This is a genomic window from Deinococcus hopiensis KR-140, from assembly GCF_900176165.1.
Lineage (GTDB): Bacteria > Deinococcota > Deinococci > Deinococcales > Deinococcaceae > Deinococcus > Deinococcus hopiensis.
In genome coordinates this window covers 592,501-616,110 of record NZ_FWWU01000009.1, presented here as the reverse complement: position 1 = coordinate 616,110, position 23,610 = coordinate 592,501, and the positions used below count along the sequence as shown (strand labels likewise).

The following is a 23,610-nucleotide window of genomic DNA, read 5'->3' as shown; positions in this document are numbered from 1 at the left end:
GACCTGGAAGCCCCTGGTCCAGAACTTCACCTCAGCTCCTGGACAGCAGTTCCTGCCGCAGGACCTGCCACCGGTCCGTATTCAGACTCACGTCGCCGGGCAGGGTCACCCCAGCCTGCGCCCGTGTCCCTTCCTGTACGTCGGGCTTGCGGCGGCGTGCCAGCTCGTATACGCTTTTGCGCTCGGTGACGATGTGCAGCACCGGCTCCCCGACTTCTCGAGCGTGCTGAACGACCAGGGCGATCTCTGGCGCGATGATGTCCACGTAGTCCTGACTGGTGAACACGTCGCTGAACGCCACAGGATAGGCAAATTCTCTGGGGCGAAAGCTGGTCCGTAGGATGAGGAAACGCTTGGCCGCGCGAGCGGCTTCCTCAGCCACCAGCTTGGTCAGGGCGTAGTAGTTGACCACCGGACCCGGCGTGTCCTCTTCCCCGTAATTGCCGCGCTCACCGCCAAAGACGTAATCGGTGCTGATGTGAACCAGCTTCGCGCCTACCGCGTCCGCCGCCGCCGCCACGTGGCGGGTGCCCACCACATTGACGCGCCAGCAGGCGTCCCGCTCGCGTTCGGCCCCCCCCACGTTGGTGTAGGCCGCTGCGTGGACCACCACGTCCGGGCGTTCCCGCTCGGCCACCGCCAGGACCTGCGCCGCGTTTGTCACGTCCATCTCCGCCGAGGACGGAGCGACAATCCCGGGCAGCAGGGCGCGCAACTCGGTGCCCAACCGCCCACCCCCCCGGGTCAGCAGGATCTTCACCCGCGGTCCTCCGCCCACAGGGCCTCGCCGAAGAAGTTCCAGGGCAAGCGGCCCTCGTTGGGATCGGCGAGGTTGAACTGGGCGTCCATGGTGTAGATCAGGGTGGCCCCAGCGTCACCCGCTTGGTAGCCGTGGGCCACACCGCTCGGAATATGCACCATCGTAGGCTGCTCACCGCTCAGCACCAGCTTGCGCTGCACCCCCAGCGTCGGACTGCCCGCTCGGCAATCGACCAACCAGACGGTCAGCTGACCGCTGATCACACACCAGATTTCGTTCTGCTCTTCCTTCACGTGAATGTGGAAGGCGTTGATGCGGCTCGGTGCTGCCCAGGACACGCTGATCTGCCGCGGAACAAGCTGCCCCGGCAACTGCTGCACGCCCTGCTCATCCAGGCGCAGGTACTCCATAAATGCGCCATTCTCGCTGCGATTCTTGCGGAGCGCCTGTGTCCAGACCCCTTCAATCTGGGGCGAGGCGGGATAAGCCTCGAACTTCAGGGCCTGGGTAAAGGCTGGGGCGAGTTGGATGCGGTGTTGCGCCTGTGTGGCCGGCATATCAGTCATGGGGTCCTCCCTTTTCGCGGGTGATCTTCAGCAGGTATTGCCCATACCTGTTCTTGGCCAGGCGCGCAGCCTGCTCGAGCAGCATGTCGGTCGATATCCAGCCGTTGCGCCAGGCGATCTCCTCGGGAGCGGCCACCTTCAGTCCCTGCCGGTGCTCGATGGTCTGAATAAAGAGGCTGGCTTCCAGCATGCTCTCGTGCGTCCCGGTGTCCAGCCAGGCGAAGCCGCGGCGCATCAGCTGCACGTCCAGCAGCCCCTCATACAGGTACACGTTGTTCACGTCGGTGATCTCCAACTCCCCGCGCGGCGAGGGCCGAATTCCCTTGACGATGTCCACCACGTTGCGGTCGTAGTAGTACAGCCCAGTTACCGCAAAGTCGGACTTCGGCTGCGCCGGCTTTTCCTCAATGGACAGCGCGCGGCCCGCATCGTTGAACTCCACCACGCCGTAACGCTCCGGGTCGCTGACCTGATAGGCAAAGACCGTCGCACCCTTCTCCCGGGCACTCGCCACTGCCATGAGGTCCGAGAGATCGTTGCCGTAAAAGATGTTGTCGCCCAGAATCAGGGCGCTCTCATGCCCACGCACGAAATCCTCGCCGATCAGAAAGGCCTGTGCGAGACCCTCGGGCCTGGGCTGAACGGCATATTCCAAGTGCAGTCCCCACTGGCTTCCGTCGCCCAGCAACTGGCGAAAGCGGGGGGTGTCCTCGGGCGTCGAGATGATCAGGATGTCCCGGATACCGCCCAGCATCAATGTAGACAGCGGGTAATAGATCATCGGCTTGTCGTACACGGGCAGCAACTGCTTGGACACGGCCAGGGTCGCTGGGTACAGCCGTGTGCCGCTCCCCCCAGCCAGGATGATGCCCCGGCGGGAAATTCCTGTGGGCACCGTCATCGGGGCGCAGTCCCAATGAGACGCTTGGCGTACTGCCGCTCATAGTATTCCCGGAATTCCCCGCTGCGAATCGGCTCCCACCACCAACTGTTCTCGGCATACCAGCGCGCGGCCTCAGCGACCGCCTGCCGGGGATCGTACTTTGGTTCCCAGCCCAGTGCCCTGAGCTTGTCCACGTTCATGGAGTAGCGCCGGTCGTGCCCAGGACGGTCCGTTACGTGTCTGACCAGGCTGTGGTCCTTGCCCAGCGTCTCCAGAACAATGTCCACCATCTCCAGGTTGGTCATCTCGCGCCCGGTCCCCACGTTGTAGACCTGCCCGATCTCACCCCGCAGCAGTGCCGCCTCGATGCCCGTGCAGTGATCGTATACGTGTGCGTAGTCACGCATCTGACGCCCGTCTCCGTAAACCGGAAGTGGCTCTCCCAAAATGGCGTTGGTGCTAAATAGTGGCACCGCCTTTTCCGGGTACTGGTAGGGCCCGACGTTGTTGGCCCCACGCGTGATGGTCACGGGCAGTCCGTAGGTGATGGAGTAGGCCTGAACCAGCTGGTCTGCCGCAGCCTTGCTCGCTGCGTAGGGGCTGCGCGGCGCGAGCTCGTCGGTCTCTACGCTCTGGTGCTCGTCCGGGATATGGCCGTACACCTCGTCGGTACTGATGTGGTGCAGCCGAATGCCCAGCGCCCGCGCGACTTCCAGGAGCACGTGGGTGCCCCGCACATTCGTGTCTGTAAAGACCAGTGGGCCCAGGATGCTCTGATCCACATGGGTTTCAGCAGCAAAGTTGACGATCAGGTCGATTTCCCGCTCCTCACAGGTTCGGCGCACAAGTGTCAAATCGCCGATATCCCCCACCACCAGACTCAGGTTGTCGTTCTCCCAGAGGTCATGCAGGTTCTCCTTGCGTCCGGCGTAGGTCAACTTGTCGTAGACCACCACTTGGCTTTCAGGATGCTGTTTCAGCCAGTAGCGTACGAAGTTACTGCCGATAAAACCACAACCACCCGTTACGAGCATTCTCTTGATTGGTGTCATCTACTTCCTCCCCTGCCAGTAGAAACTGTGCATGCTCATCTTTTTCCGCACCTTTACTGGAAAAAGACTGTACCTTTGTCCGAACTGAAAGCCTAGAAACTTTACTCCCGCTTCAAGCACCGCTTCAGGAATTATAGACCAGCGACCATCTTTCGCGAGAGCAGAAACCTGATCCAAAACGAATCTTGCTCCCGCCGTCCCTACTTTACCAGCCTCGACCTGCCGTGCGTAGTCTCGAAAAAAAACACCAACATCGAAATTCCTTCTAAATTGCTGCAATAAGGAATAGTTGTGAGAGTGGTACACTTCCGCATTGGCTGCGTACTGTATTGATTTGCCATTTCTAATGGCGTTTGCAGCGAAAGCCATATCCTCATTCATGATAATATGTTCAGGAAAACCCCCTAAAGAAAAAAACTGATCCCTATCTACTGCCGAACAGACGTTAGAGAAAAAAAAGTTCTTTACGCCGAGCAGTTTTAGGGAGTCCATATTCTTGATTTGAGATACAGGTGGATAGTTTGTCAAGCGGGTAATCGCCTCTAGGTGCTTGGCATCTCGCTTTGGGAGCTGTCGAGCATAAGCGGCGACGACATCATCTCCAAGAGGCTCAATAAGCCTCGCCACCATTGACTCATCAATGGGAACGGCATCCTGCGTCATAAATATTAGAATTTCCGCATCCTGTGCCAGTAGGGCGGCTTTGTTCCTGGTGCCCCCATGGTCGAATTCGTTTGGAGAGATAGAAATAAATTCGTCTGCAAAGCACTTTATGATCTCCGACTCCCGGGAGCCGGAGTCGATACACAGTACCCGAACATCATGCTCTCTGTTCGCTTTTACCCTCGAAACGAGAAGGGACAGCTCGAGCAAACTAGGATTTAATGTTGGCACAATAACACAAACTCTCATCTTAATTAACACTCTCCATTGATTTTGAAGTACTGTGAAGCAAGTTTAAGAAGGATTGTTCACTGTAAAATCTTTGGGTGTGCTCCTGAGCATATCGAGATCTATTGCGAATAGCATCAGGCATGCGCAAAGCCATTCTGCAAATTGTAGTCGCGTCGTCAACATCGAAAATCTCGAAGGCATAGGGAGAAATTTCAGAGACCCCAACGATCCCTTCAAGAGCTTTCGTAGAATAGATTGTGGGCATACCGGATGCCATAACATCTATCGTTTTAATTTTTACCCCTCCTCCATAAGCGATTGGCAGAATACAAAGGCAGTTGATTCCAGAAATGAACTCTTCGAGGCTATCGACGTAACCATGACCCACCACGCCATCTGCGTGTATTTTTTCAGAGCCCAGGCCAACAATGTGCAGAGTCAATTCTGTGTACTCCTTGTGTAGTATGCTCCACACCTTCTCAACAAACCACTCAATACCTATCGCATTTCCAGGAATACCCATATCACCGAAGATAAATATACTATCAAATTCTCCAGTTTTCTTAGAAAAATCTGGATTTATAACTGCTTTGGCGATGGGTGGGCACAGTACATGTTTTGCCTGGTAGACGGGAGCAGAAAACGCTTTTTGCATTCCTTTTAACTCATCTGCAGAGATGTGGAATACCCAATCCACACGCTTGAGTAGGTGTCTTTCGTATAATAGATATTGCTTTGAAACAATATAATGTAAGAGTTTTCTAATTCCATGGGAGGCAAGGGACATTTCGAGGTGATATTTCGATTCCCAATTGTGAATTCTGAGTATCGTCCTCCGGAGAGCCGTCTTATTCAACTTTAAAACCAGCAGGGACGATTGAATTCCTTCTATAAGATTTATACCTCCCTCCTCTCCAGTCTGATTGAAAACTTCTACGACCTGGGCAGAGGGAGACCTTGAGACAACAGGATAGGGTAGCAGGAAGGCCAAGATGGAAAAAGGCGTACGCTGTAATAGGGTTTCGTACTCTGGTCCAGTCGTCCTGTCAGTGCGTCTTGAATAGCTCCAAACAGCTGATTCTATGTTTTCCCCAAGTAGAGCGTTGTGTCGACGCTTAATTTCCAACCCTCCCCCCTTCTTTACAGAGGAATAGACAATTTCAAAGGCCAGCAGAGAAACTTTTCTCATCGTAAACCTTTCTTGTCAACTTAATTCTATCTATACAAAGAGTCAAAAAGACCAGCGCCAGAATGATAAGCGTGACCCTTTGAGAAAAAGCTGAGACGCTCACCCATTTTACTATTGTGGCCAATCCAAATGGATATAAAAAAGTACCAAAAATTGAATTTTTTCTATAGCTGGAGTAGAGTAACCCAATAATAACGCCGTATAGCCCAAAATATATTATTGAACCCCATTTAAAATCGTTAAACGTAAAACCATATATTGTTGCCCATATGTATCTTTGATTAAACCCATAACTGCGAACGTGTGCGAATTGTTCCTTCCAGTTCTCGCCAGGCGTTAGTGGTATATCAAGACCAACCTGACGGGCGTTCTCGGGAAGCGCAAGCAATCGAGACATAAGGGGCAGATCCCATATAAACTGGGTAGAGTAGTACCCAGAATTATTATTGGGATATACCAATTGTCCTCCTACCACTGCGGCCCCCCTATTAACAGAGGCAGGAAAATAGCCAATTAATTGTGCTATGAATTCATTCTGCCCGCTAGTTTTATTCCTGGCAGAATCAATTACATAGAATAAACTTGTTACAACAATTAGTGATAGTAGAATTGCTCTTACCGATTTATACAACCTCTTCAAGCTATTCCCATCAATCGAGGAAAGATAAACAATAAATCCTACAATTACAAGTGTAGTGAGAGAATCTCGAGCGAGCGAGAGAAACGCAGAAATAGTGAAAAGTAGTATATTAAATAGTAGAATAGTGGTATCGGTTTTTCTGCGCCTCAAGAGGTAGAAATAAATCCATAGTATCCCGCACATTGCTCCCAAAGTAGCATCGCCAATCCATCCAATTTTCCCTCCGGCTATCACCTCATTTAATTCGTCTTTTACAGTATATCCTGCCGTGTTACCAAAGTAAGACGAAAAGATCTGTCCCAGACCAAAGGAGATTTGAATGTAGGCAATCTTTACTAAAGAGAGGCCTACATTTAATATTGAAAGAAAATAAAATACTCGATAAGGTCTAATTATTCTGAAGCCAGGAAGAACAGAGGTTAGCCTCGCAGAGATCAATGATATAAGGCAAAAAACGAGAGTGCACGCCAGAGCAAAGACATAGAATTTTTCATTCAAGTACATTATGTCTCTCTCTTTTGTATAAAAAGAGTAGACTGAGGGAGGCAATAGGGAAAATAACACTATTGCCATAAAGCTATATATGGCCATCCACCAGGGCTGTAGTACACGCACTCAGTCTTCCCCAGTAAGTATCAGAATAGAGAGCAAGTTGCTATAGTTAAGCCTATTTGTCATTAAGTGTATGTTATGGATGACCGAACTGAACGAACGATTTACTCCCATTCCTCGTCGAACCATCAACCTTGCACTCGATCTTATAAGTTTTGATTTCACATATCGGCTCAGACTGTCCGTTGTATGTATTTTTATCTTGACCGCGTCCTCTGATGCAACAGCTTGATCTATGATTCCATGCCAGTCGCAGTCAAAGGGATTGAAGGTAAGATTCTTTTTACAATAAATCATAAAATAAGTCGATCGCTGAAAACTGGATATAGATTTTCCTGTCGAGAAATTAGCATATTTATATACCAGACTTCTTTTTTTATTATAGAATTTCAACACCTCAGAACGGTATCCATCAAATATGACCTTCAGCTCTGGTTTATCTGTGAAACTATATCTGTTCTGATTCTTTGATATCTGCTCAGCGTCAATCTTGAAGCCACTAAAATGAAAGAAAATGAGTTTTTTTCCATCTACAAAATGCTTATCTTTATTGGAAGTTACTTTATGTGCGTGTAAGTTCCAATAAGCCAGGTTGTACCCAGGAGTATCCAGCACACGGAGGCCACTAAACATCGTGGCGGCTATATTGATCCACTTCTGGTCGGTATAGAGCCCGCTATCGTACGACTCAAATGAATAGTACTTCAGACGCGATGCCCACCACCTCAAAAACCTAATCGATTCATCGGTAAGATGAATACCAATAAAGCCAAGGTTGTAAACACCGGTTCTTAAAATGTCCAATTCATTTGGTCGCAGTCCATCAGGTGTGTTTATGGGAGCAGGTAAATGAGGAGTAACAACGATATTATTATCTTCGATCAAACTATATAAATCGCCCAGATTTTCATATAAATAAATATCTGGATCAAAATATATGACAGAGTCATATCCTAAGTCGGACATGTGAAGAAATACATCCGGCTTTATGCTTGTTGCCAGCTCTGTAATGTCATAATAGAATGCTCTATGGACAAAGTCCTCTATTCGGAGGTCCTCGGCACGTATAATTTTAATTCTTGGATCAAAATTCAAATATTCTTCTTTATCATCAAGAAGTATAATAAAGAAGTCTTGGCCCGGCGAATTCCTGAAGATTGATTCAGCCAGGGCTTGAGCGAAGTGGATATAATTATTGTTGACTATTGTGAATATTGAACGCTTAGCCATCTTTTTTTACTCCAATCCAGGTGCCTAGTTCTTCTTTAAAGACTTTAATCACTTGAGCAGGGACCCCGACCGCTATAGAATTGGCGGGTATATTCCGGGTTACAACACTGTTCGCTCCAACTATTGCACCATCTCCTATAGAAACTCCTGGCAGCACGCAGACCCCCTCACCAAGCCAGACCTTACTTCCAATATGCACTGGTTGGATAGACAGAGGTCTATTATTGGGTGGATTATATGGACTATCTGGATTTGATCCATTGTATATCCCATGATTGTGGTCACTAATATAGATCCTACTTGCCATCAGAACATCTTCTCCGATGCTGACTCTAGAAATGCAGGCAATATGGACATCATCATTTATAGCAGTACCTTTTCCAATCGATAAGTGTGGTATATATCTACGTTCACCATGCCTAGATATTGCCTCAATTCGAGATCGCTTACCGATAGTAACGTCCTTCCCAATAATAATATCCCTACGTCCAGAAATATAAGCACTCTCCGATAGCTTTAAACCTCCTCCATATCCATATTTTTTCACCATATATCTTGATCTAACAATTGAATAAATAAGCCGAATAAAATATGTCCCGCCCTTCTCATCAAAAACCCGAACAACTCTTCTCAACATGCCAGACACCTCCAATAATCTTCTAGAAACTACTATCTCTGCCGATTACTTATCGAATCACCTATTAATTCATCGCGCAACCGTCTTCCTCAAAAGCACACCGCTCGAACGAATGAAATACAACATCGCTAGACAAGCAAGAACCTCTGTTGATATTGTTACCAGCGTCATTCCATAGGTGCCAAACCTAGGGGTCAAGACGAGCATGGCCAGTGCGCTTATAACACTGACCGATATAAATATTGTATTAAATGCTTTATCCAAACCAAGTGGAAGCATTACGTGAAACCCAAGAACATTATTTATTGCTACAATGGGAACAACAATAAGGAGACCCCTGATATACTTCACTGCCTCCGGGTAGCTTGGAGCAACAATTTTTATTAATAGAGGTGAAAGTATCTCAAATGAAATAAATAGTATAAGTCCACCAAGAATCACAATTAAAGCGGCAGTCCTCAAAAACTTAATTGCATCCTCAAACTTATTCTTGTATAGATAGGAAAGTCGAGCATAAACAATACGATTCAGTGGCTCAAGCAACCCACTGGTTGCCCGAACAATCCTGTCCGAAGTACCATATGCAGCAACGACGGCACTTGGTTGAGATGATCCTAGTATTGGAAGATTAAGAGTTGTATAAATACTGGTGGCCGCCATAAAAAAGAAGAGGCTGGCACCATCTCTCAGCGCCGCGATCGACTCTATTCGTGACGGGGCCTTAAATTTCATCTGCCTGTACATTCTTTCGTAGCCCAGAAAGCAGGTAAAAATCCCAGTCAAGATACCCACACCAAAAATTTTGTAGGCATCTCCTTGTGATTTTATCAGAAAAAAGCAAAGCAGAAGATAGCTTGCCCGTGAAGCAAAGTCTATTAAAGCATATTTCCCAAACTGATCAGTGGCCATGAAGTACCAGATGGGATTGAAGCCTTGCACAACAGCGAACAGAGTTGACCAGAAGACCAAATTGCCCAAACCATGAAAAGCTGGAACAAAGGATGCGACAAAGAACGCAATTACTATAACTATGACAGCAAGAATGATTTTTGCACCGATGACTCCCGAGGCCAGCGCCGAGAGCGCATCGGTATCATTCCTTACCCTGGCCATCCCTCTTGTGGCAGAGAGGTTAAATCCGTACTCGATAACCATCTGCAACCACAATGCCAGGGCTTGGACTATAAGCACCTGCCCCCACAACGACTTGGGGAAAATTTTAGTAAAAAGTGGTATCAGAATAATAAATGAGAACAGCTTTAGTCCATGGGCACCATAAAGAACAAAGTATTTTCCAAGCTTTGCACCCATCTAATACGCTCCCCGACCCATAAGCACCACTCTTACCGTTTGAAGCAATATAATTAGATCAAGCCAGACTGTCCAGTTCGTAATGTAAAATTTATCCATATCAACTCGTTCGTCATACGTTGTATCACTTCTGCCATTGGCTTGCCAATATCCCGTCATACCCGGCTGAACCTGCTTATACACTTCATAAACACTCTTATATCTAGAAACTTCGGCTTCAACGATAGGGCGGGGACCAACAAGGCTCATATTACCAATGATGACATTGATAAGCTGGGGAAGTTCATCCAAACTGGTTTTACGCAAAAAACGCCCGACACGTGTCACACGAGGATCATTTTTCAGCTTATGTGTAGAGTCAAATTCCTCTTTTAGTGAAGGGTCATTGTCCAGCATCCTCTGAAGCTTCTCTTCTGCATTACGATGCATACTGCGAAACTTGAAACAATCAAATGTTTTTCCATACCTACCAAGACGACGAGCACGGTACACCACTGGGCCAGGACTGTCTATCTTAATAGCAAGAGCGATCAAAACCAAGATTGGCAACAGGATAATAAGACCGAGAGTTGAGCCTATCAGGTCAAGACTCCTTTTAACCAATCTCGATCTTATACTTCTTAGATTGTTCTTGAGTTCTAGGCTTGCAACGGTCCCAATATTATGAAACTGGAGAGCTTGATTAGGAACATTAAATAGATCAGGGATAACCCAGGTTATAGGAAAAGCGGCATAGATGCTATTAATCAGGCGCTGTTGCACTTCAGATCTTGCACTCGGTATTGATATGAGGGCGTGTTGAGTTGCCGGTTGGGTCAAGGCAAGCTCTATAGACCCAAGAACAGGGATCTCACACAACATAGATCCGTGCAAGACGACATTATCATCATAAGCGGCCACAGGATTGAGTCCATAGGCGGGGTGCCTCTTTAAGTGTGTGATTATAAGAGATGCGGTCGAGCCTGCGCCTATAATACTAACAGGTCGGCCATAATTCCCAGATCGTATGAGTATATTACGAATAAAGTATCTGACAAAGAGACCAACAAAAAGCACTGCCAACCATTCAATAATTACACTTCGCGCACTTAGTGGAAAGGAATGTGCAGCAAAAGAAGCCGCCAATTGTGTCAGAGCGATCAAGGTAGTACCGACAGTATGAAGTCGCAACTCAGTTTGTGGAGAGCGCCCATATCCTGGATACAGTCCCTGATAAGCCCTCCAGGAGATCCAGAGAGCCATCCACGTTATAACTGCTTCCAAACGAAGAGATGGTCCGCCAATCGTTTTTACAATTAAAGAAGACACCCCATATGCCAACAGAACAGACGCGAGATCTCCAATCAGAAGTGCCAGCACCTGAAGTGCAAAAGATATTTGAAAATTCAGGGCTACCTGGGCACGACCCGCTCGCGTTGCCACTCTTTCTGATGACAATCGCATGCCCATAAATCAGCGCACTTCCTTATTACGGGGAGAATAAGCATAATTATAGCCATAGAGACGGGCTTCCGAATTGGAAAAGTTGATTTTGTTTATGATAAAACCAAGAATAGGAACCCTTGCACCCTGGGCTCGACGTAAGGCCTGCCTCACGGATTGAATACTTGTCTTACCCGATTCCGTTACAAGGAGAACTGCGTCCATGTATTTGCCCAGGACAAGTCCATCTGCCAGCGCAAGCAGTGGTGCACTGTCTACCAAAACAACATCAAAGCCCTGGCCCCACTGACGCAAAATCTGGTTCAGATCCGGACGGTTGAGCAATCCTAAACTGTCATGCAGACCTGGGCCTGCAGGTAAAACATACACGTTCGGCTCTGCTTGCATGACTTGAACGTTCTCAGGACGGATCAGGGCCTCCCGAAACGTTCTTGCTCCTTCAACACCGACAAGTTGCACCCAGGTATGCTCTCGCTCATACTTATCCCAAACTTCTTCCTGTGTACCACGACGTAAGTCGGCGTCAATAATCAGGACCTTCTGTCCGCTTGTCGCCAACCCATCGGCAAGGGTAGCTGTCAGACTACTTTTACCCTCTCCAGGAACTGTGGAAGAAATCATGACATACTGTCCTGAGCGACTACCCAAGCGCGAAAGCAAATTGACTCTGAGAAAGCCAACAGCCTCGTATAGACCTGCTTCACGAGCGGCCCGTACAATGCCATTGAAAACAATATCACGACGTTGCAAACGAGGGATTGTCCCTAATGTAGGAAGACCAAAGGCCAGGAGGTCGTCTTCACTTCGCACAGTCCTGTCGAGAATTGTTCGCAAAGCGGCCACACCAACCCCAAGGAACAAGGTCAGCATTGTTGCCAGAATTGCATTCCTTAAAGGTTTTGGAGCTACAGGTCTGAGAGGCACAACGGCAGGAGCCACCAGCTCAAGAGAGCCAGTAATGCCTTCTGCCTGGATTCGGGCTTGAGCCAAATTCCTTTGAGCAGTAGCGCGGGCGGCAATCAACGTGTCCCGCTCTAGCCTGGTGTTCTGATCACTTGCCAACTGCCGATCGATTTCGGCGAGTTGAGCACGCAAACTCCGCTCTGCGCGTTGCACACCTCTCAAAGCCCTATTCTGATCCCAATTGAGTAGAGCAGAGACGGTTGTGTCCACCAGTCGAGCAGCAGCCTGGGGTGTTGGCCCCCTTGCAGAAACCGTATAAACGCCATTACCGCTCAGATCAAGACGAGGAGACAATTTAATAGTCTCGAGCTTCCTATCACTCAGCTCCTTCTGGAGCTTGAGTGCCATGTCTTCCCTCGCCTTGCCAGGAATAGAAGCGTCCAATCTAATCTTCTTTAGAACTTCACCAAGTACAATCGGGCCCTGCAGGGCCTCCTGCAAGGCGCCCTCAGGTAGCAGTGACGCAGTGACGAGAGCTTCACGAAGATTATTAAGGTTGGTGTTACCTGCGGTAACAAGGCTGGAGGAAGCCTCATAAGCAGGCGGCTGAAATTTAGACCAAAAATAGACGCCTACTCCTAAAACACCAGCAGTGAGCAATACCCAGACAAGTCGCCGCCGAATACCTTGCCACAGCGATCCAAGGTCTATTTCCATTTCCTTCTCAAGATGCGAAGATCCAACGGGCACTTCACCAGACTTTTGATAAGCACTCACGCAAAACGCTCCAGTTCGGGGTGGGATTTAAGCTGCTGAACAACTTTTTTTATGTCTTGTGTTCTATCTTTGCGAACAACCAACGTTATCTCAGGCGTCCGAACCACCACCACATCCTCCAATCCTATGGTGGCGATCAAATCATCACCTTGAGTGGTATAAAGAATGGCGCCATCGGTGTCCAAGCCAATATGACGCCCTACGGAGACGTTTTGACCTTCGCCCTTGAGCAATCGCTCCAGAGCATTCCAGTCTCCTAGATCATCCCATCCAAATTCTGCTGGTATAACCACAACTTGATCCGATTTCTCAAGTATCGCATAATCAATGCTGATCTTTTGCAAAGTCGGGAACACAGCCTTAACCTCGCCTGTAGACCGACGCCTGGTCATAGCAAGAGAAAGAGCGTCATACATTTGTGGCTGGTATTTCTTGAAGGCATTTAGAATGGACTGAACAGTCCAGACAAACATTCCGCTATTCCAGCTGTAATTGCCATCGATCAAAAACTCTCTGGCCAGTTCAGCATCAGGTTTTTCAGTAAACTGGGCAGCGCGGAAAACAGGCAGAGCGCCATCCACCAAGAGCTGCCCTTTTCGAATATACCCATAGCCTGTAGAAGGGAAGGTTGGGGTAACGCCGAGGGTCACCAGATAATCGCTGGTCTGCCCAACCTCAACTGCACGCCGTACCACCGAGTCAAACTCTTTTGGCGAGGTAATTCGGTGGTCAGCTGGAAAGACACCCATAACCGCATCAGGTACTTCCTGAGCCAGACGCAGGGCCGCATAAAGCACGGCGGGCGCCGTATCTCGCGCGACAGGCTCGACGATCAGATTGTCCAGCGGCATCTCCGGCAACTGCTCCAGAACATGCGCCCGGTATTCCCCACCCGTCACCACCATGACCTGCTCCGGGCTTCCGCTGATCTGCGTCAAGCGGTCGCTGGTCGCCTGCAGCAGACTCCGCCCCGTCTCGTCGAGCGTCAAAAACTGTTTGGGACGATGCTTGCGTGAGAGAGGCCAAAACCGCTCCCCGCTTCCTCCTGCGAGAATAACTGGGAAGAAATTCGTCAACGTCATCTCTGCGTCCCCGCAGAAAGCGCCGTCCCAAAATCTCGAATGCCCCGACGAAGCTTTAACACCACCGATTCATCACCTGTTTTCTGTATCATTGGGAACTCCAACCTGCGGTAACGCCACTGCTCTGCTCGTCAGTCTACCCGCTCATCTCACGTTCTTCTGACGGAACTTAAAGAATAGGGGGGAGAGGCTCCGCATGACATTTGTCCTGCCGAAGCCTACAAAGCTGTTTTCTCACGCCTGGCCGAAAGAAGACGGGGACCTTCGGACCACTTCCGTAAAGGAGCCCTGAGCTTCATGAGACGCTGAATCTTCCTAGAATGCATGTCATGAAAGCTGTCATCCCTGCTGCCGGGCTCGGCACCCGCCTGCGTCCCCTCACCTACACGCGGCCCAAACCGGTGCTGCCCGTGGCTGGCGCCCCGATTATCGTTCATGCCCTCCGCTCCCTCCTGGCAGCCGGCATCAATGAGGTGGCCATCGTGGTGTCGGACGCCACGCGAACCGAAATTGCACAGACCCTCGAGCAAGTGCCGGACGCCCAGGTGACGCTGATCGATCAGCATGAGCAGCTCGGCCTGGGCCACGCCGTCCTCACCGCACGCGAGTGGATTGCGGGAGAAGACTTCTGCGTGTACCTGGGAGACAACCTGTTCGAGCACGGCGTGTCGCCGTTTATTCAACAGTTTCAACGGGAGTGCCCGGCGGCCGTCATCGCCCTGGTCGAGGTTGCCGATCCAACGGCCTTCGGGGTGGCGCAGATGGAGGGTGACCGCATCACGCGGCTGGTCGAAAAGCCCAAGGTCCCGCCCAGCAACCTGGCCGTTGCCGGGCTCTACTGCTTCACGGCCGAGATCTTCGAGGTGCTCGACGGCATGCCGCCCTCGGCACGGGGCGAATATGAGATTACCGACGCCATTCAGGGCCTCATCGAACGGGGACAGCGGGTGGTGGGGCAACGCGTGGGGGGCTGGTGGAAGGACACCGGACGTCCGGCAGACCTGCTGGACGCCAACCGGCTGTTGCTGGAACAGATTACCGCGGATGTGCAGGGCGAGGTCACCGAGTCGCGGATCACGGGGCGGGTCATCGTGCCCGCTTCCGCGCGGGTCATTCGCAGCAAGATCGTCGGCCCGGTGCTGCTCGGCGAGGGCGTGGTGGTGGAGGACGCCTATATTGGCCCCTTCACCAGCATCGGTCCTGGGAGCCTGATTCGTCAGGCCGAGGTGGAACACAGTGTGGTGGACGCCGAGGCGCAAATCGAGTCTGTCAACACCCGCCTGCAGGACTGTCTGATTGGCGTGGCGGCTCAGGTGCGTGGGGGGCGGCGGGTTCCCAGCACCCATAAGCTCACCCTGTCTGACGCCAGTGTGGTCGAGCTCGCCTGAACCCGGTACCCCTGGGCAGACCGTGCTTCTCTTCCCGGTGAAGGGGGAGAGAAGCGCCTATCATGGACGGATGATGGATACGCCCCGCCTTCACCTGGGTTCGCTGCTCCGCACGTCCTCGGACGCCTCTGCGGAGGGGGAACTCGATCACCTCGATTACGAACAGGGAGGAAGGGCGCAGACCCTGCGCTTTGCCCGCCCCGCTCCCCTTTCCGTGGATGTCAATCCTCTGGGCGGTGCAGAGATGTACCTGCAGGGACTGTTCGAGCCCGCCCTGATCATGGAATGTGCCCGCTGCCTACGGGACGTGGAAGTGCCGCTGGAAATCAAGCTGGGTACCCTGATGCGGCACGACCCGTCTGTGGAATCTCCCTATCTCGAAGAGGCTGAGACAGGCGAGGAAGTGCTCGTCTTCGGTGACCCGGACCTGAACCTCAGCGACTATCTCGCGGAAACCACCCTGCTCGCCGCGCCGCTGAGCGTGCTGCACGCCCCCGACTGCAAAGGCCTGTGTCAGGTCTGTGGGCACGACCTCAATGAGGGTCCCTGCGAGCATGGGGCGCAGGTTCCCGTCGAGGAAATCGACGACGAGCTCGGGGTCCCGGAGGGAACTGTTCATGCCAAACAAACCCCCTTTGCGGCCCTGCGCGACTTCAAGCTGCCCGAAGAATGAACCGACGTGAGTGAACTGCACGACGACGCTCCCCAGCTGACTCACTTTCGGGAGGGAGTGCCACGTATGGTGGACGTGACCGACAAGCGGGCCACGCGGCGTTCGGCCACTGCACAGGCCTGGATCCGGCTCCCAGCAGAGGCGAGGACTGCGCTGCTCGCGGGCGGCAATCCCAAGGGGGATCCGCTGGACGTCGCCCGACTTGCCGGACTGGCGGGCAGCAAACGGACCGCCGATCTCGTATTGCTGTGCCATCCCATTCCCGTGACCGGGGCAGAGATGGAGATCACGCTGGAGGAAGCGGGGATTCGCGTTCGCGCCACCGTACATACGAACGCGCCCACGGGCGTCGAGATGGAAGCCCTGACCGCCGTGATGGTCGCGGCCCTGAACGTGTACGACATGCTGAAAGCGGCCAGCAAAGCCATCGAGATCACGGGGGTGCGTCTCCTGAGCAAAACGGGCGGCAAGAGTGGTGACTACGCCGTCGCTCCTGACTCCACTGGGATGCCTGAGGGCACAGGCGCCTGAGAGGACTTGCGCCCTTTACCTTTCCCGCGCGGGAGCGCCCAGGCCTCTTCCGGACCCGGATCAGCTTCCGCGGCTTGATCTCCGGGTGGGAGGGAACTTTGCCAGTCCTTTCAACGTAGAAGGAACCGTATGGGCGTGACGTGGGATGAACCCTGGGTGGACTTGCTGCACCGTGAGGCGGAGGAGGACCTGAGCGCCGCCGAGCGGGCACAGCTTGGCGCCCTTATGGCGTCTCCCGAAGTTCTGGAGGCCCGCACACGCTTGGAGCGGGTCCAGCTCGCCCTGACGGCCCTCCCGTCCCTGCCGCCGCCTCACCGGCAGGCGGCCCAGGTGGCCTCCGATGTCCGCTGGAGCGCCTGCCTGACCGTCCCTCTTCCCCGGTCGGTGGCGGCGGCCGTCGCCGCAGAGGTCGCCCTCAGCGCCCGGCTCACGCGGGAGGGCGTCCCACCTCCCGCACGGGCCGTCGCTCCCGAGGTGGTGCTGGGGGTCCGGACGGCCCGACAATTGAGCAGCGCTCCGCCCCTGCCGCGTTCCCTCGCGGCTGAGGTGGCGTCCGAAGTGGCCTGGGCGGCACGCCTGCAAGTTCCCGCCCGAACGCCGGCAGGATCGGTCGCTGCCGGGCTCCAGCAGCGCATCCGGCAGGAACGTGAAGGCCAACTGGGAGCCTCGGTCCCGGAACCTCACATGCCCGAACAACGCAGTTCACAGACAGGGCTGATTCAGCGTTCCAACCAGAGCCCGGCCCGAAATCCCGCACCCCTCCTTCTGGTCTTGGGCCTGCTCACCGGCCTGACGCTGCTGGGGCTCACGCAGGCCTGGCCGAACCTGTCGGCGGGCGCCACCGTCTTGCAGGCGCTGGTCACGCAGGTCTCGCCGCTGGCCGGCGTGGGGCTGGCGCTGCTGTTGGCCGCGAGCCTCGTGGTCGCCTGGCGCCCCACCCGGGGGGTGCAGCAGTTCGGCGTCGCGGCTTTTGCCCTTTCGGCCGCCCTGACGTTGCCGCCCCTCTACGCGGCCCTCGCCCGCAGCGGGGTCACGGTGGGCCACAACGTGACGGTGCACGGACAGGTGCCCGGCAACGTGATCGCCGTTGGCGGAGACGTGACCCTGGCGCGCGACGCCTCAGTTCATGGCGAGGTCGTTACCCTGTTCGGGAACGTGCGCCGGGAAGACGGGGCGCGGGTGAGCGGCCGGGTCAACGCCCTGCTCGGGCACGCCTCGGGGGACGTGGCTGCCCTGCAGACCGCGCCGCCAAAGGGACTCAACCTCGCCACAGCCTCGGCCTTTCGCCCCCTGCTGGGCTGGCTGGGCGGAGCCGCCTGGGGCCCCGTCTTCGGAATGTTGACCGGCACGATGCTGCTGCTGCTGTTTCTCGTCGGGGCCGCCCCCCTGCTGGCGCGGCGGCAACGGCATGCCCCGGTCCGGACGCTGGCGCTGGGCGTCTTGGCGCTCGCCACCCTGCTGGCCCCGGCCCTCGGGCTGGCCCTGACCGGCCTGCTCGCCCCGGCACTGCTGGCGGCGGCCTTTGCCCTGCTGCTCGTCGCCACCGGCCTGAGCGTGAGCGCCTACGACCTGGGCCGCACGGTCAGCCACCGGCTTCGGTTTCCACAGCCCGAGCGGACGGGAGCAGTCCTGGGAATGCTTGCCGTCGCCCTCAGCCTGGGCTGGCCCCCGCTGGCGCTGGGCCTGGCGCTCACCGGTGGAGCGTGGGGGCTGGGCACCCTGCTTCTGACACAGACTGGGGGGGAACGCTCCGCGTCCCATTAGCACAAAGTGCAGACTTCTTTTTGACCGGGCCCGGCGAGCGAACTTGAATGCACATGGGGGAGAATGGCGCCGCAAGGACTGCCCTTCCACGCGCAGCGCCGTCCAGACAAATGCGCGGGGCGCCTGCGATCCGGTCCCCACGCCGCCTTCGCCAGGTTCCAGAAGCAGTGAACAGCACGCCGGACCGAAAACAGTGTGTTTCCGGTCCGGCGTAGTTGAGAAAGCGTCTTCCTTATCCCAGGATGCGCTTGAGATGCAGGTAAATCTCGTACCAGTCCTGCTTATCACGGGGCCGCTTCCCACGCAGTTCGATGCGGGAGAGGGTCCTGACCCAGTCTGGCGTGATTTGCGGGCCGAGCGTGGCGTCGGCCACCAGATCGGCCAGCCCCTTGGGCAGCGCTCCCTCGGTGGAGTCGCCGTAGAACTCCACCCCTTGCAGCAGGTCATGGACCGTGATGGCGTAGGCCGAAGCCAGCGTCTGGAGGGTTTCCAGGCTGGGGTTGGTCCGGCCGCGCTCCAGATCGCTGAGGTAGGGGACGCTGATGCTCGCGCTCTCCGCCACATCCTTGAGCCGCAGCCCACGTTCACTGCGGAGTTCACGAAGTCGTTCGTGCAGTTTCATGTTTCACCTCCTTGGCTGCGGCGTCACTGCACCTGCCTCTTCCGCGCAGTGGAGAGCAGGCGTGCCGCCTGAGAGTGCATTTGCCTACTGGCAGAATACGGCACTCCCAGTCGGAGTGTAACACCCCTTTTGGATACGGTCAATACAGAATAAAGGACGCCGCTTCTTGCCTCTCACAAGAGAGCCTGCTACCATCTCCCTATCAGCCTGGCTCACGCTTCCTGATTCTTTCCCGCCCCAGGAGGGCCCCATGCGCGCACTGGAAACCATTGCCGAGAGCCTGCGTCTCGGTTCCGTTCATCCGACCACCGTCCTGAATACCCTCATTGAGGCCGAAAACGAGGGCGGTCTGGGCGCAGTGCGTCAGATTGAGCGCCACCTGAGCGTCAGTGTGGGCGCCTTGCGCGACCGGCAGCATCCCCACAGTCACCTGGCCCAGGCGTGGCTCGGTGCCACCCGCGCCTACCTGGTGACGCAGGCCGAGCGCAGACAGGCCGTCTAGTTCAGAACAAACGAGAGGGAGCAGAAGGCCTGTGACCTCCTTCCGCTCCCTCTCTGGGTTCTCTTCGATTGTTCAGGCGGCCAGTCCACACTGGGGAGCTGCGGCCATCACTGCCACCGCTCATACGCCTCACTCTCCCCGCCCAGAACCAAGGGCCGCAGCTCCCCGATCAGGTAAAGGCTGCCGCAGGCCACCGCCAGTCCTCCAGCCGGCAGCAATGCCAGAGCTGCAGCGGGATCGGGGACGACGCGAACAGGAACGTCCGCAAAGTGGGGCGCGAGGTGCCCAGGATCAGCGGCGCGTGGACTGAGACGCGCCCGGGTCAGGATCACCTCCGAGGCCACCGGCGACAGGTGGGCCGCCACCGCGGCGGCGTCCTTGTCTGCGGCCACGCCCACTATCAGGGGCACCCGACCCGCGCCCAGCTCCCGCAGTGTGGTCGCAAGCGCCTCTGCCCCGCTGGGGTTGTGCGCTCCGTCGAGCAGCAGGTGACCGCCACGCCACGGCAGACGCTCCAGGCGGCCCGGCCAGTGCGTGGCCTGCGCGCCCGCGCGGACCGCTTCCCTGGTCAAACCCAGCCGCACAGCCGCAGCCACCGCCAGTCCTGCGTTCGCCGCACCGTGGCGTCCGAGCAGAGGAGTTCGCACCTCCAGTTCCAGGCCAGGGACCCTGACACCCAGGGCCCAGCCTTCCCAGGCCAGCGGAAGCGCGCGCACCTCGATCTCTCGCCCTGTCACCCACAGGTCGGCGCCGTGAACTTCCAGGAGGGGCAACAGGCGGTGGTCCACCGCCGTGACGGCCGGCCGCCCATGCCGGAGAATGCCGGCCTTTTCACGGGCGATGGCCTCGGGCGTTGCGCCCAGGATGTCCGTGTGGTCCAGATCCACGTTGGTGATCACGCTCAGCGCCGGTTCCAGGGCGTTGGTGGCGTCGAGCCGGCCTCCCAGTCCCACCTCCATGACAGCGCGCCGCACCCCCGCCTCAGCAAACAGCAGGCAGCCCAGGGCCGTCACGATCTCGAAGAAAGACGCTTCCACCGCCTCGGCTGCCGGGCGCACCCGGCGCAGCGCGGCCAGAACGGTCTGCTGCGGCAGTTCTCGCCCGCCGACGGTGAAGCGTTCCGAGAAGCGGGTCAGGTGGGGGCTGGTAAACAGACCGCTCTGCTCCCCGGACGCCGTCAGCATGGCCGCGAGGCTGGCCGCGGTACTGCCCTTGCCGTTGGTTCCCCCCACCAGAATGGATTCGAAGGCGTTCTGCGGCTCCCCCAGACGGCCGAGCAGGGACCGAACGCGCGTGAGGCCGGGATGAACGCCAAACCGCTGCCGCGCGAACAGCCACGCCAGATCTCCCGTTACCGCGCCGTCATCCATGGATCATGCCCGTGGCTCGAAATACGCTTCCAGGGTGGGCACAATCTGCTTCTTGCGGCTGATTCGGTGGCCCAGATCCGCCCGGCCCTGCTGCGCAAGCACGCCAAAGGCCTCCCCCACCACCTTCTCCTCCGCCTCGGAAGCCAGCAACGTGACGTTCGTCTCGTTCAGGATGTCCACGACGGAAAGCAGGATGCCGCTGAGGTTCTCACGCGCCCGGGTCTGCGCCATGGCCTCGCGCAGCTCCTCCTGGCGCCCCAGCACATAGGCGGGGTTGGTCGTCTCGATCACGCCGATGCCCCAGTACTCCGGGTCGGCTGAGTCCCCGAAGGGAAACGCCTTGTAATCCATCTTCAGCAGGGTCTCAGCCGGGGTGTCGCCGAGGTCACTCTTGGCAGCGAACATGGCGAGGGCATAACGTTCCACATCGTTGACCTCAGCGATAGGCGCGAGAAAAGCCACCGCTTCCCGGTCCTCGGGGGTGGTGGTGGGACTGCGGAAATGCAGCGTGTCGCTCAGAATCGCGCTGAGCATCAGCCGCGCGTCCGTGCGTTCCACCGGCAACTTCGCCTCGTGGTGCAACTTGAGCAGCAGCGTCGCTGTGCAGCCCACCGGCTCGAAGCGCAGGTAAGCCGGCTGCGTGGTGGTCAGGTCCCCCAGCTTGTGGTGGTCCACCACCCGGGTCACAGTCAGGTTCTGCAAATTGGCCACCGACTGAGAGCTCTCGTTGTGGTCGACCAGGGCCACCGCTGCTCCCGCTTCCAGAGGGGGCAACAGGGGAGGCACCTCAACCCCCGCTTCTCGCAGAACGAAGGGCGTCTCAAAGTTCAGATCACCCAGCCGGTACGCCTGCGCCTCCACACCCTGCCGGGTAAGCAGCCGCGCATAGACCAGCGCGGAGGTGATGGCGTCGGTGTCGGGGTTGGTGTGGCCAAAGACAGGAAGCATTCCGGAATTCTAACGTGGAGGGCAAAGCCGCGGGCCCAGAAGGACAGACACGAGAAGGCCGGTGACCAAACGAAAAAAAAGGACCCCGAAGGGTCCCTTTGAGCGAGAGAGGGTTTAGAACTTGAAGGTGTAGCTGACCTTGAAGCCCTGGGCAACCGTCTGGGCACCCGTGGCGATGTTGGTGTAGCGGAAGACGCCGTAGTTGGCGTTCAGGCCGTTGTACCCGAGCTGACCGTAGACGCCCTGCACGCGGGCAGAGTTGGTGCCGGTGGCTGCGTTGTACACGCGGTCGTCAGCAGCGCTGAAGGGGCTCACGTCGTTCGTGTCACCCACCAGAGCGGCGTTGGCCAGGTTGCGGCCCTCGTAGTACGAGTAACCGATCCGGGCGGAGGTGTTGGCGGCCAGGAACTCGTTGAACGCCAGGCCGGTCTGCGCCAGGAGCTCGGTCGTGGTGGCCGTCGTAGCGACGGGGTTGGTCGTGCGGTAGACCACGTTGCCGTAGAAGCTGGGCTGGAAGGGCACGCCCGCGAAGGGCGCGGTGCTGAGCTTCACGCCAGCCTTGAAGGTGGTGCCTTCGCCCGACACGTCGGTGGAGGCATTGCTCTTCATGTGGTAGCGGACGAGGGGCTGCAGGGTCAGGCCGCCCACCGTGGTGGAGTAGTCGGCGTACGCCTGGAAGTCGTTGGTGCGGCTGCTGTAGTAGTAGCCGTCCTGAATGGTGAAGTTCAGGTTCTTCACCAGCGCGTTGTCGGCACTGCCGTCGTGACGCAGGCGCGCACCGAAGGTGCTGGTGTTGGTCAGCGGCACGTCGGAGATGCCCATGCCCACGGGGGCAAGGTCGCCGTTGTTCACAGACTCCTGCACCGCATTGCCCACCGTGCCGCGGTTATAGAAGCCCACCAGTTCCAGCGCCGCGAGCTTGACGCCCGCCTTCACGCCGAAGGCCGTGGTGCGCGTGCCACCGGTGTAGGGAACGTAGCTGTCGGCATAGGCGCCCAGTGCGATCGGGCCGAGGTTGGTGCCCAGCGCGCCGCCAAAGCCCACCTGGTTCGGCTTGTAGGGCATCGAGTCGGTGACCGACAGGCCCGCGTAGTTGCCCGTCGAGAGAGCGAAAGCAGGATCAACCGCACGGAAGTTCACGCCAAACTTGGCAACGCCGAGGTCTGCACGAACTTCCGTGTAGAACGCACGGTTACCGTTGGTGATGGCGCGCTGCAGTCCACCGGCCAGGACGTTGTTGGCACCGCTGTTGGGCACGCTGAGGACGCCCTCACCCTTGACGCTCACGGCGCCAAACTTGAGGTTGTAGTCGGTTCCCAGAGCGGAACGGTTGCCCACGCCCGTGGCGTAGGACACCGCGAAGGTGCTGTCCGCGTTGGGCTTCACGGCGGCGCGCACACCGGCGAAGGGCGTGCCAGTGCCCGTCGTCGCCGCACCGGCCACGGCCGCGGACGTGGTGTTGCCAGCGACGACCGTGATGCGGGGCTGCAGGGGCAGCGTGGTGGCGTTCAGGTTGCCGACGAAGACGTTGCCAGCAAGGGCATCCGTGTTGTTAAAGAGGTAGTCGCTGAACTTGAAGTCCCTGCCGGCCGGAGCGCCGTAAGCGGCGTAGCTCACGTCGAATTCCTGCCCGCCGATGGTGCCGCTGGCCGTCGCCCGGCGCAGCGTGATGACGGTGCGAAGCGCAGGGGTCGTATTGTTCACCGTCGTGGTTCCGAAGTCCACGCCCGCATTCCGGACCACGAGGGAACCGGTGGTGGTGGTCAGGTTCGTCGCGCGCACACCGAAGGTGAAGCTGCCCGCACCCCGGTTGTCGTTGATGTCGCCGTCCGT

At 56.1% G+C, this 23,610-nt stretch carries 22 protein-coding genes (1 of these 22 only partly in view); 5 read left to right on the top strand and 17 right to left on the bottom strand.

Annotated elements, in window-relative coordinates; all coding sequences use genetic code 11:
• Window positions 1-31 precede the first annotated feature (31 nt).
• From B9A95_RS16475 to B9A95_RS16425, 13 genes are all read right to left on the bottom strand, one after another.
• The gene (locus B9A95_RS16475) at window positions 32-760 is read right to left on the bottom strand and encodes an SDR family oxidoreductase (protein WP_084048299.1); all 729 of its coding nucleotides are present in this window, start codon (window positions 758-760) and stop codon (window positions 32-34) included.
• Window positions 757-1,326, bottom strand: coding sequence for a dTDP-4-dehydrorhamnose 3,5-epimerase family protein (locus tag B9A95_RS16470; protein ID WP_245808339.1), 570 nt, complete (start codon window positions 1,324-1,326; stop codon window positions 757-759). The genes B9A95_RS16475 and B9A95_RS16470 overlap by 4 nt, the downstream gene beginning before the upstream one ends.
• On the bottom strand, window positions 1,319-2,227 hold the full coding sequence (gene rfbA / locus B9A95_RS16465) for a glucose-1-phosphate thymidylyltransferase RfbA (protein ID WP_084048297.1): 909 nt from the start codon (window positions 2,225-2,227) through the stop codon (window positions 1,319-1,321). Before rfbA ends, B9A95_RS16470 begins: the two co-directional genes overlap by 8 nt.
• Entirely contained in the window at window positions 2,224-3,261 is a 1,038-nt protein-coding gene (gene rfbB / locus B9A95_RS16460) for a dTDP-glucose 4,6-dehydratase (RefSeq protein WP_139806834.1), read from the bottom strand. The genes rfbA and rfbB overlap by 4 nt, the downstream gene beginning before the upstream one ends.
• A complete protein-coding gene (locus B9A95_RS16455) occupies window positions 3,262-4,185 on the bottom strand; it encodes a glycosyltransferase family 2 protein (protein WP_139806833.1) in 924 nt (307 codons plus the stop codon).
• On the bottom strand, window positions 4,175-5,344 hold the full coding sequence (locus tag B9A95_RS16450; RefSeq protein WP_084048295.1) for a glycosyltransferase: 1,170 nt from the start codon (window positions 5,342-5,344) through the stop codon (window positions 4,175-4,177). Before B9A95_RS16450 ends, B9A95_RS16455 begins: the two co-directional genes overlap by 11 nt.
• Entirely contained in the window at window positions 5,316-6,599 is a 1,284-nt protein-coding gene (locus B9A95_RS32395) for an O-antigen polymerase (protein WP_170928677.1), read from the bottom strand. Before B9A95_RS32395 ends, B9A95_RS16450 begins: the two co-directional genes overlap by 29 nt.
• Window positions 6,600-7,826 carry a glycosyltransferase family protein gene (locus B9A95_RS32390; RefSeq protein ID WP_139806831.1) on the bottom strand — a complete coding sequence of 409 codons (1,227 nt, stop codon included), beginning with the start codon at window positions 7,824-7,826 and terminating at the stop codon, window positions 6,600-6,602.
• Window positions 7,819-8,463, bottom strand: coding sequence for a DapH/DapD/GlmU-related protein (locus tag B9A95_RS16445; protein ID WP_139806830.1), 645 nt, complete (start codon window positions 8,461-8,463; stop codon window positions 7,819-7,821). The genes B9A95_RS32390 and B9A95_RS16445 overlap by 8 nt, the downstream gene beginning before the upstream one ends.
• A 69-nt stretch (window positions 8,464-8,532) precedes the next feature.
• Window positions 8,533-9,774 carry an oligosaccharide flippase family protein gene (locus B9A95_RS16440; RefSeq protein WP_084048293.1) on the bottom strand — a complete coding sequence of 414 codons (1,242 nt, stop codon included), beginning with the start codon at window positions 9,772-9,774 and terminating at the stop codon, window positions 8,533-8,535.
• Window positions 9,775-11,223 carry an undecaprenyl-phosphate galactose phosphotransferase WbaP gene (gene wbaP, locus B9A95_RS16435; RefSeq protein WP_084048292.1) on the bottom strand — a complete coding sequence of 483 codons (1,449 nt, stop codon included), beginning with the start codon at window positions 11,221-11,223 and terminating at the stop codon, window positions 9,775-9,777. It lies immediately after the preceding gene.
• 3 nt (window positions 11,224-11,226) lie between these two features.
• Complete coding sequence (locus tag B9A95_RS16430; RefSeq protein WP_342744594.1) at window positions 11,227-12,897, bottom strand: tyrosine-protein kinase domain-containing protein; 1,671 nt, start codon at window positions 12,895-12,897, stop codon at window positions 11,227-11,229.
• A complete protein-coding gene (locus tag B9A95_RS16425) occupies window positions 12,894-13,979 on the bottom strand; it encodes a mannose-1-phosphate guanylyltransferase (protein ID WP_084048290.1) in 1,086 nt (361 codons plus the stop codon). The genes B9A95_RS16430 and B9A95_RS16425 overlap by 4 nt, the downstream gene beginning before the upstream one ends.
• Before the next feature lie 329 nt (window positions 13,980-14,308).
• On the opposite strand from B9A95_RS16425, the gene B9A95_RS16420 reads away from it, so the two are divergent.
• The 4 genes from B9A95_RS16420 (at window position 14,309) to B9A95_RS16405 (ending at window position 18,335) form a co-directional block, all read left to right on the top strand.
• Window positions 14,309-15,367, top strand: a complete 1,059-nt coding sequence (locus B9A95_RS16420; protein ID WP_084048289.1) for a glucose-1-phosphate thymidylyltransferase — start codon at window positions 14,309-14,311, stop codon at window positions 15,365-15,367.
• Between the two features lie 70 nt (window positions 15,368-15,437).
• Window positions 15,438-16,040, top strand: coding sequence for a YceD family protein (locus B9A95_RS16415; protein WP_084048288.1), 603 nt, complete (start codon window positions 15,438-15,440; stop codon window positions 16,038-16,040).
• A gap of 6 nt (window positions 16,041-16,046) precedes the next feature.
• Window positions 16,047-16,571, top strand: a complete 525-nt coding sequence (gene moaC / locus B9A95_RS16410; RefSeq protein ID WP_084048287.1) for a cyclic pyranopterin monophosphate synthase MoaC — start codon at window positions 16,047-16,049, stop codon at window positions 16,569-16,571.
• 129 nt (window positions 16,572-16,700) lie between these two features.
• Window positions 16,701-18,335, top strand: coding sequence for a polymer-forming cytoskeletal protein (locus B9A95_RS16405; RefSeq protein WP_084048286.1), 1,635 nt, complete (start codon window positions 16,701-16,703; stop codon window positions 18,333-18,335).
• Window positions 18,336-18,567: 232 nt separating this feature from the next.
• Here the strand turns inward: B9A95_RS16405 and B9A95_RS16400 are convergent, their stop codons facing one another.
• Complete coding sequence (locus B9A95_RS16400; protein WP_084048285.1) at window positions 18,568-18,957, bottom strand: helix-turn-helix domain-containing protein; 390 nt, start codon at window positions 18,955-18,957, stop codon at window positions 18,568-18,570.
• Window positions 18,958-19,207: 250 nt separating this feature from the next.
• On the opposite strand from B9A95_RS16400, the gene B9A95_RS16395 reads away from it, so the two are divergent.
• Window positions 19,208-19,459 (top strand): hypothetical protein, encoded by a 252-nt coding sequence (locus B9A95_RS16395; RefSeq protein WP_084048284.1) that lies wholly within the window; start codon window positions 19,208-19,210, stop codon window positions 19,457-19,459.
• 107 nt (window positions 19,460-19,566) lie between these two features.
• Here the strand turns inward: B9A95_RS16395 and B9A95_RS16390 are convergent, their stop codons facing one another.
• The 3 genes from B9A95_RS16390 to B9A95_RS16380 all read right to left on the bottom strand — a co-directional run.
• A complete protein-coding gene (locus tag B9A95_RS16390) occupies window positions 19,567-20,829 on the bottom strand; it encodes a bifunctional folylpolyglutamate synthase/dihydrofolate synthase (RefSeq protein WP_084048283.1) in 1,263 nt (420 codons plus the stop codon).
• A gap of 3 nt (window positions 20,830-20,832) precedes the next feature.
• Window positions 20,833-21,777, bottom strand: coding sequence for a manganese-dependent inorganic pyrophosphatase (locus B9A95_RS16385; protein WP_084048282.1), 945 nt, complete (start codon window positions 21,775-21,777; stop codon window positions 20,833-20,835).
• A 114-nt stretch (window positions 21,778-21,891) separates the two neighbouring features.
• Window positions 21,892-23,610: the 3' portion of an S-layer homology domain-containing protein gene (locus B9A95_RS16380; protein ID WP_084050775.1), read on the bottom strand. It continues 933 nt past the right edge of the window; 1,719 of the gene's 2,652 nt are visible here — the last part of the coding sequence; its start codon lies off the right edge, out of view; its stop codon occupies window positions 21,892-21,894.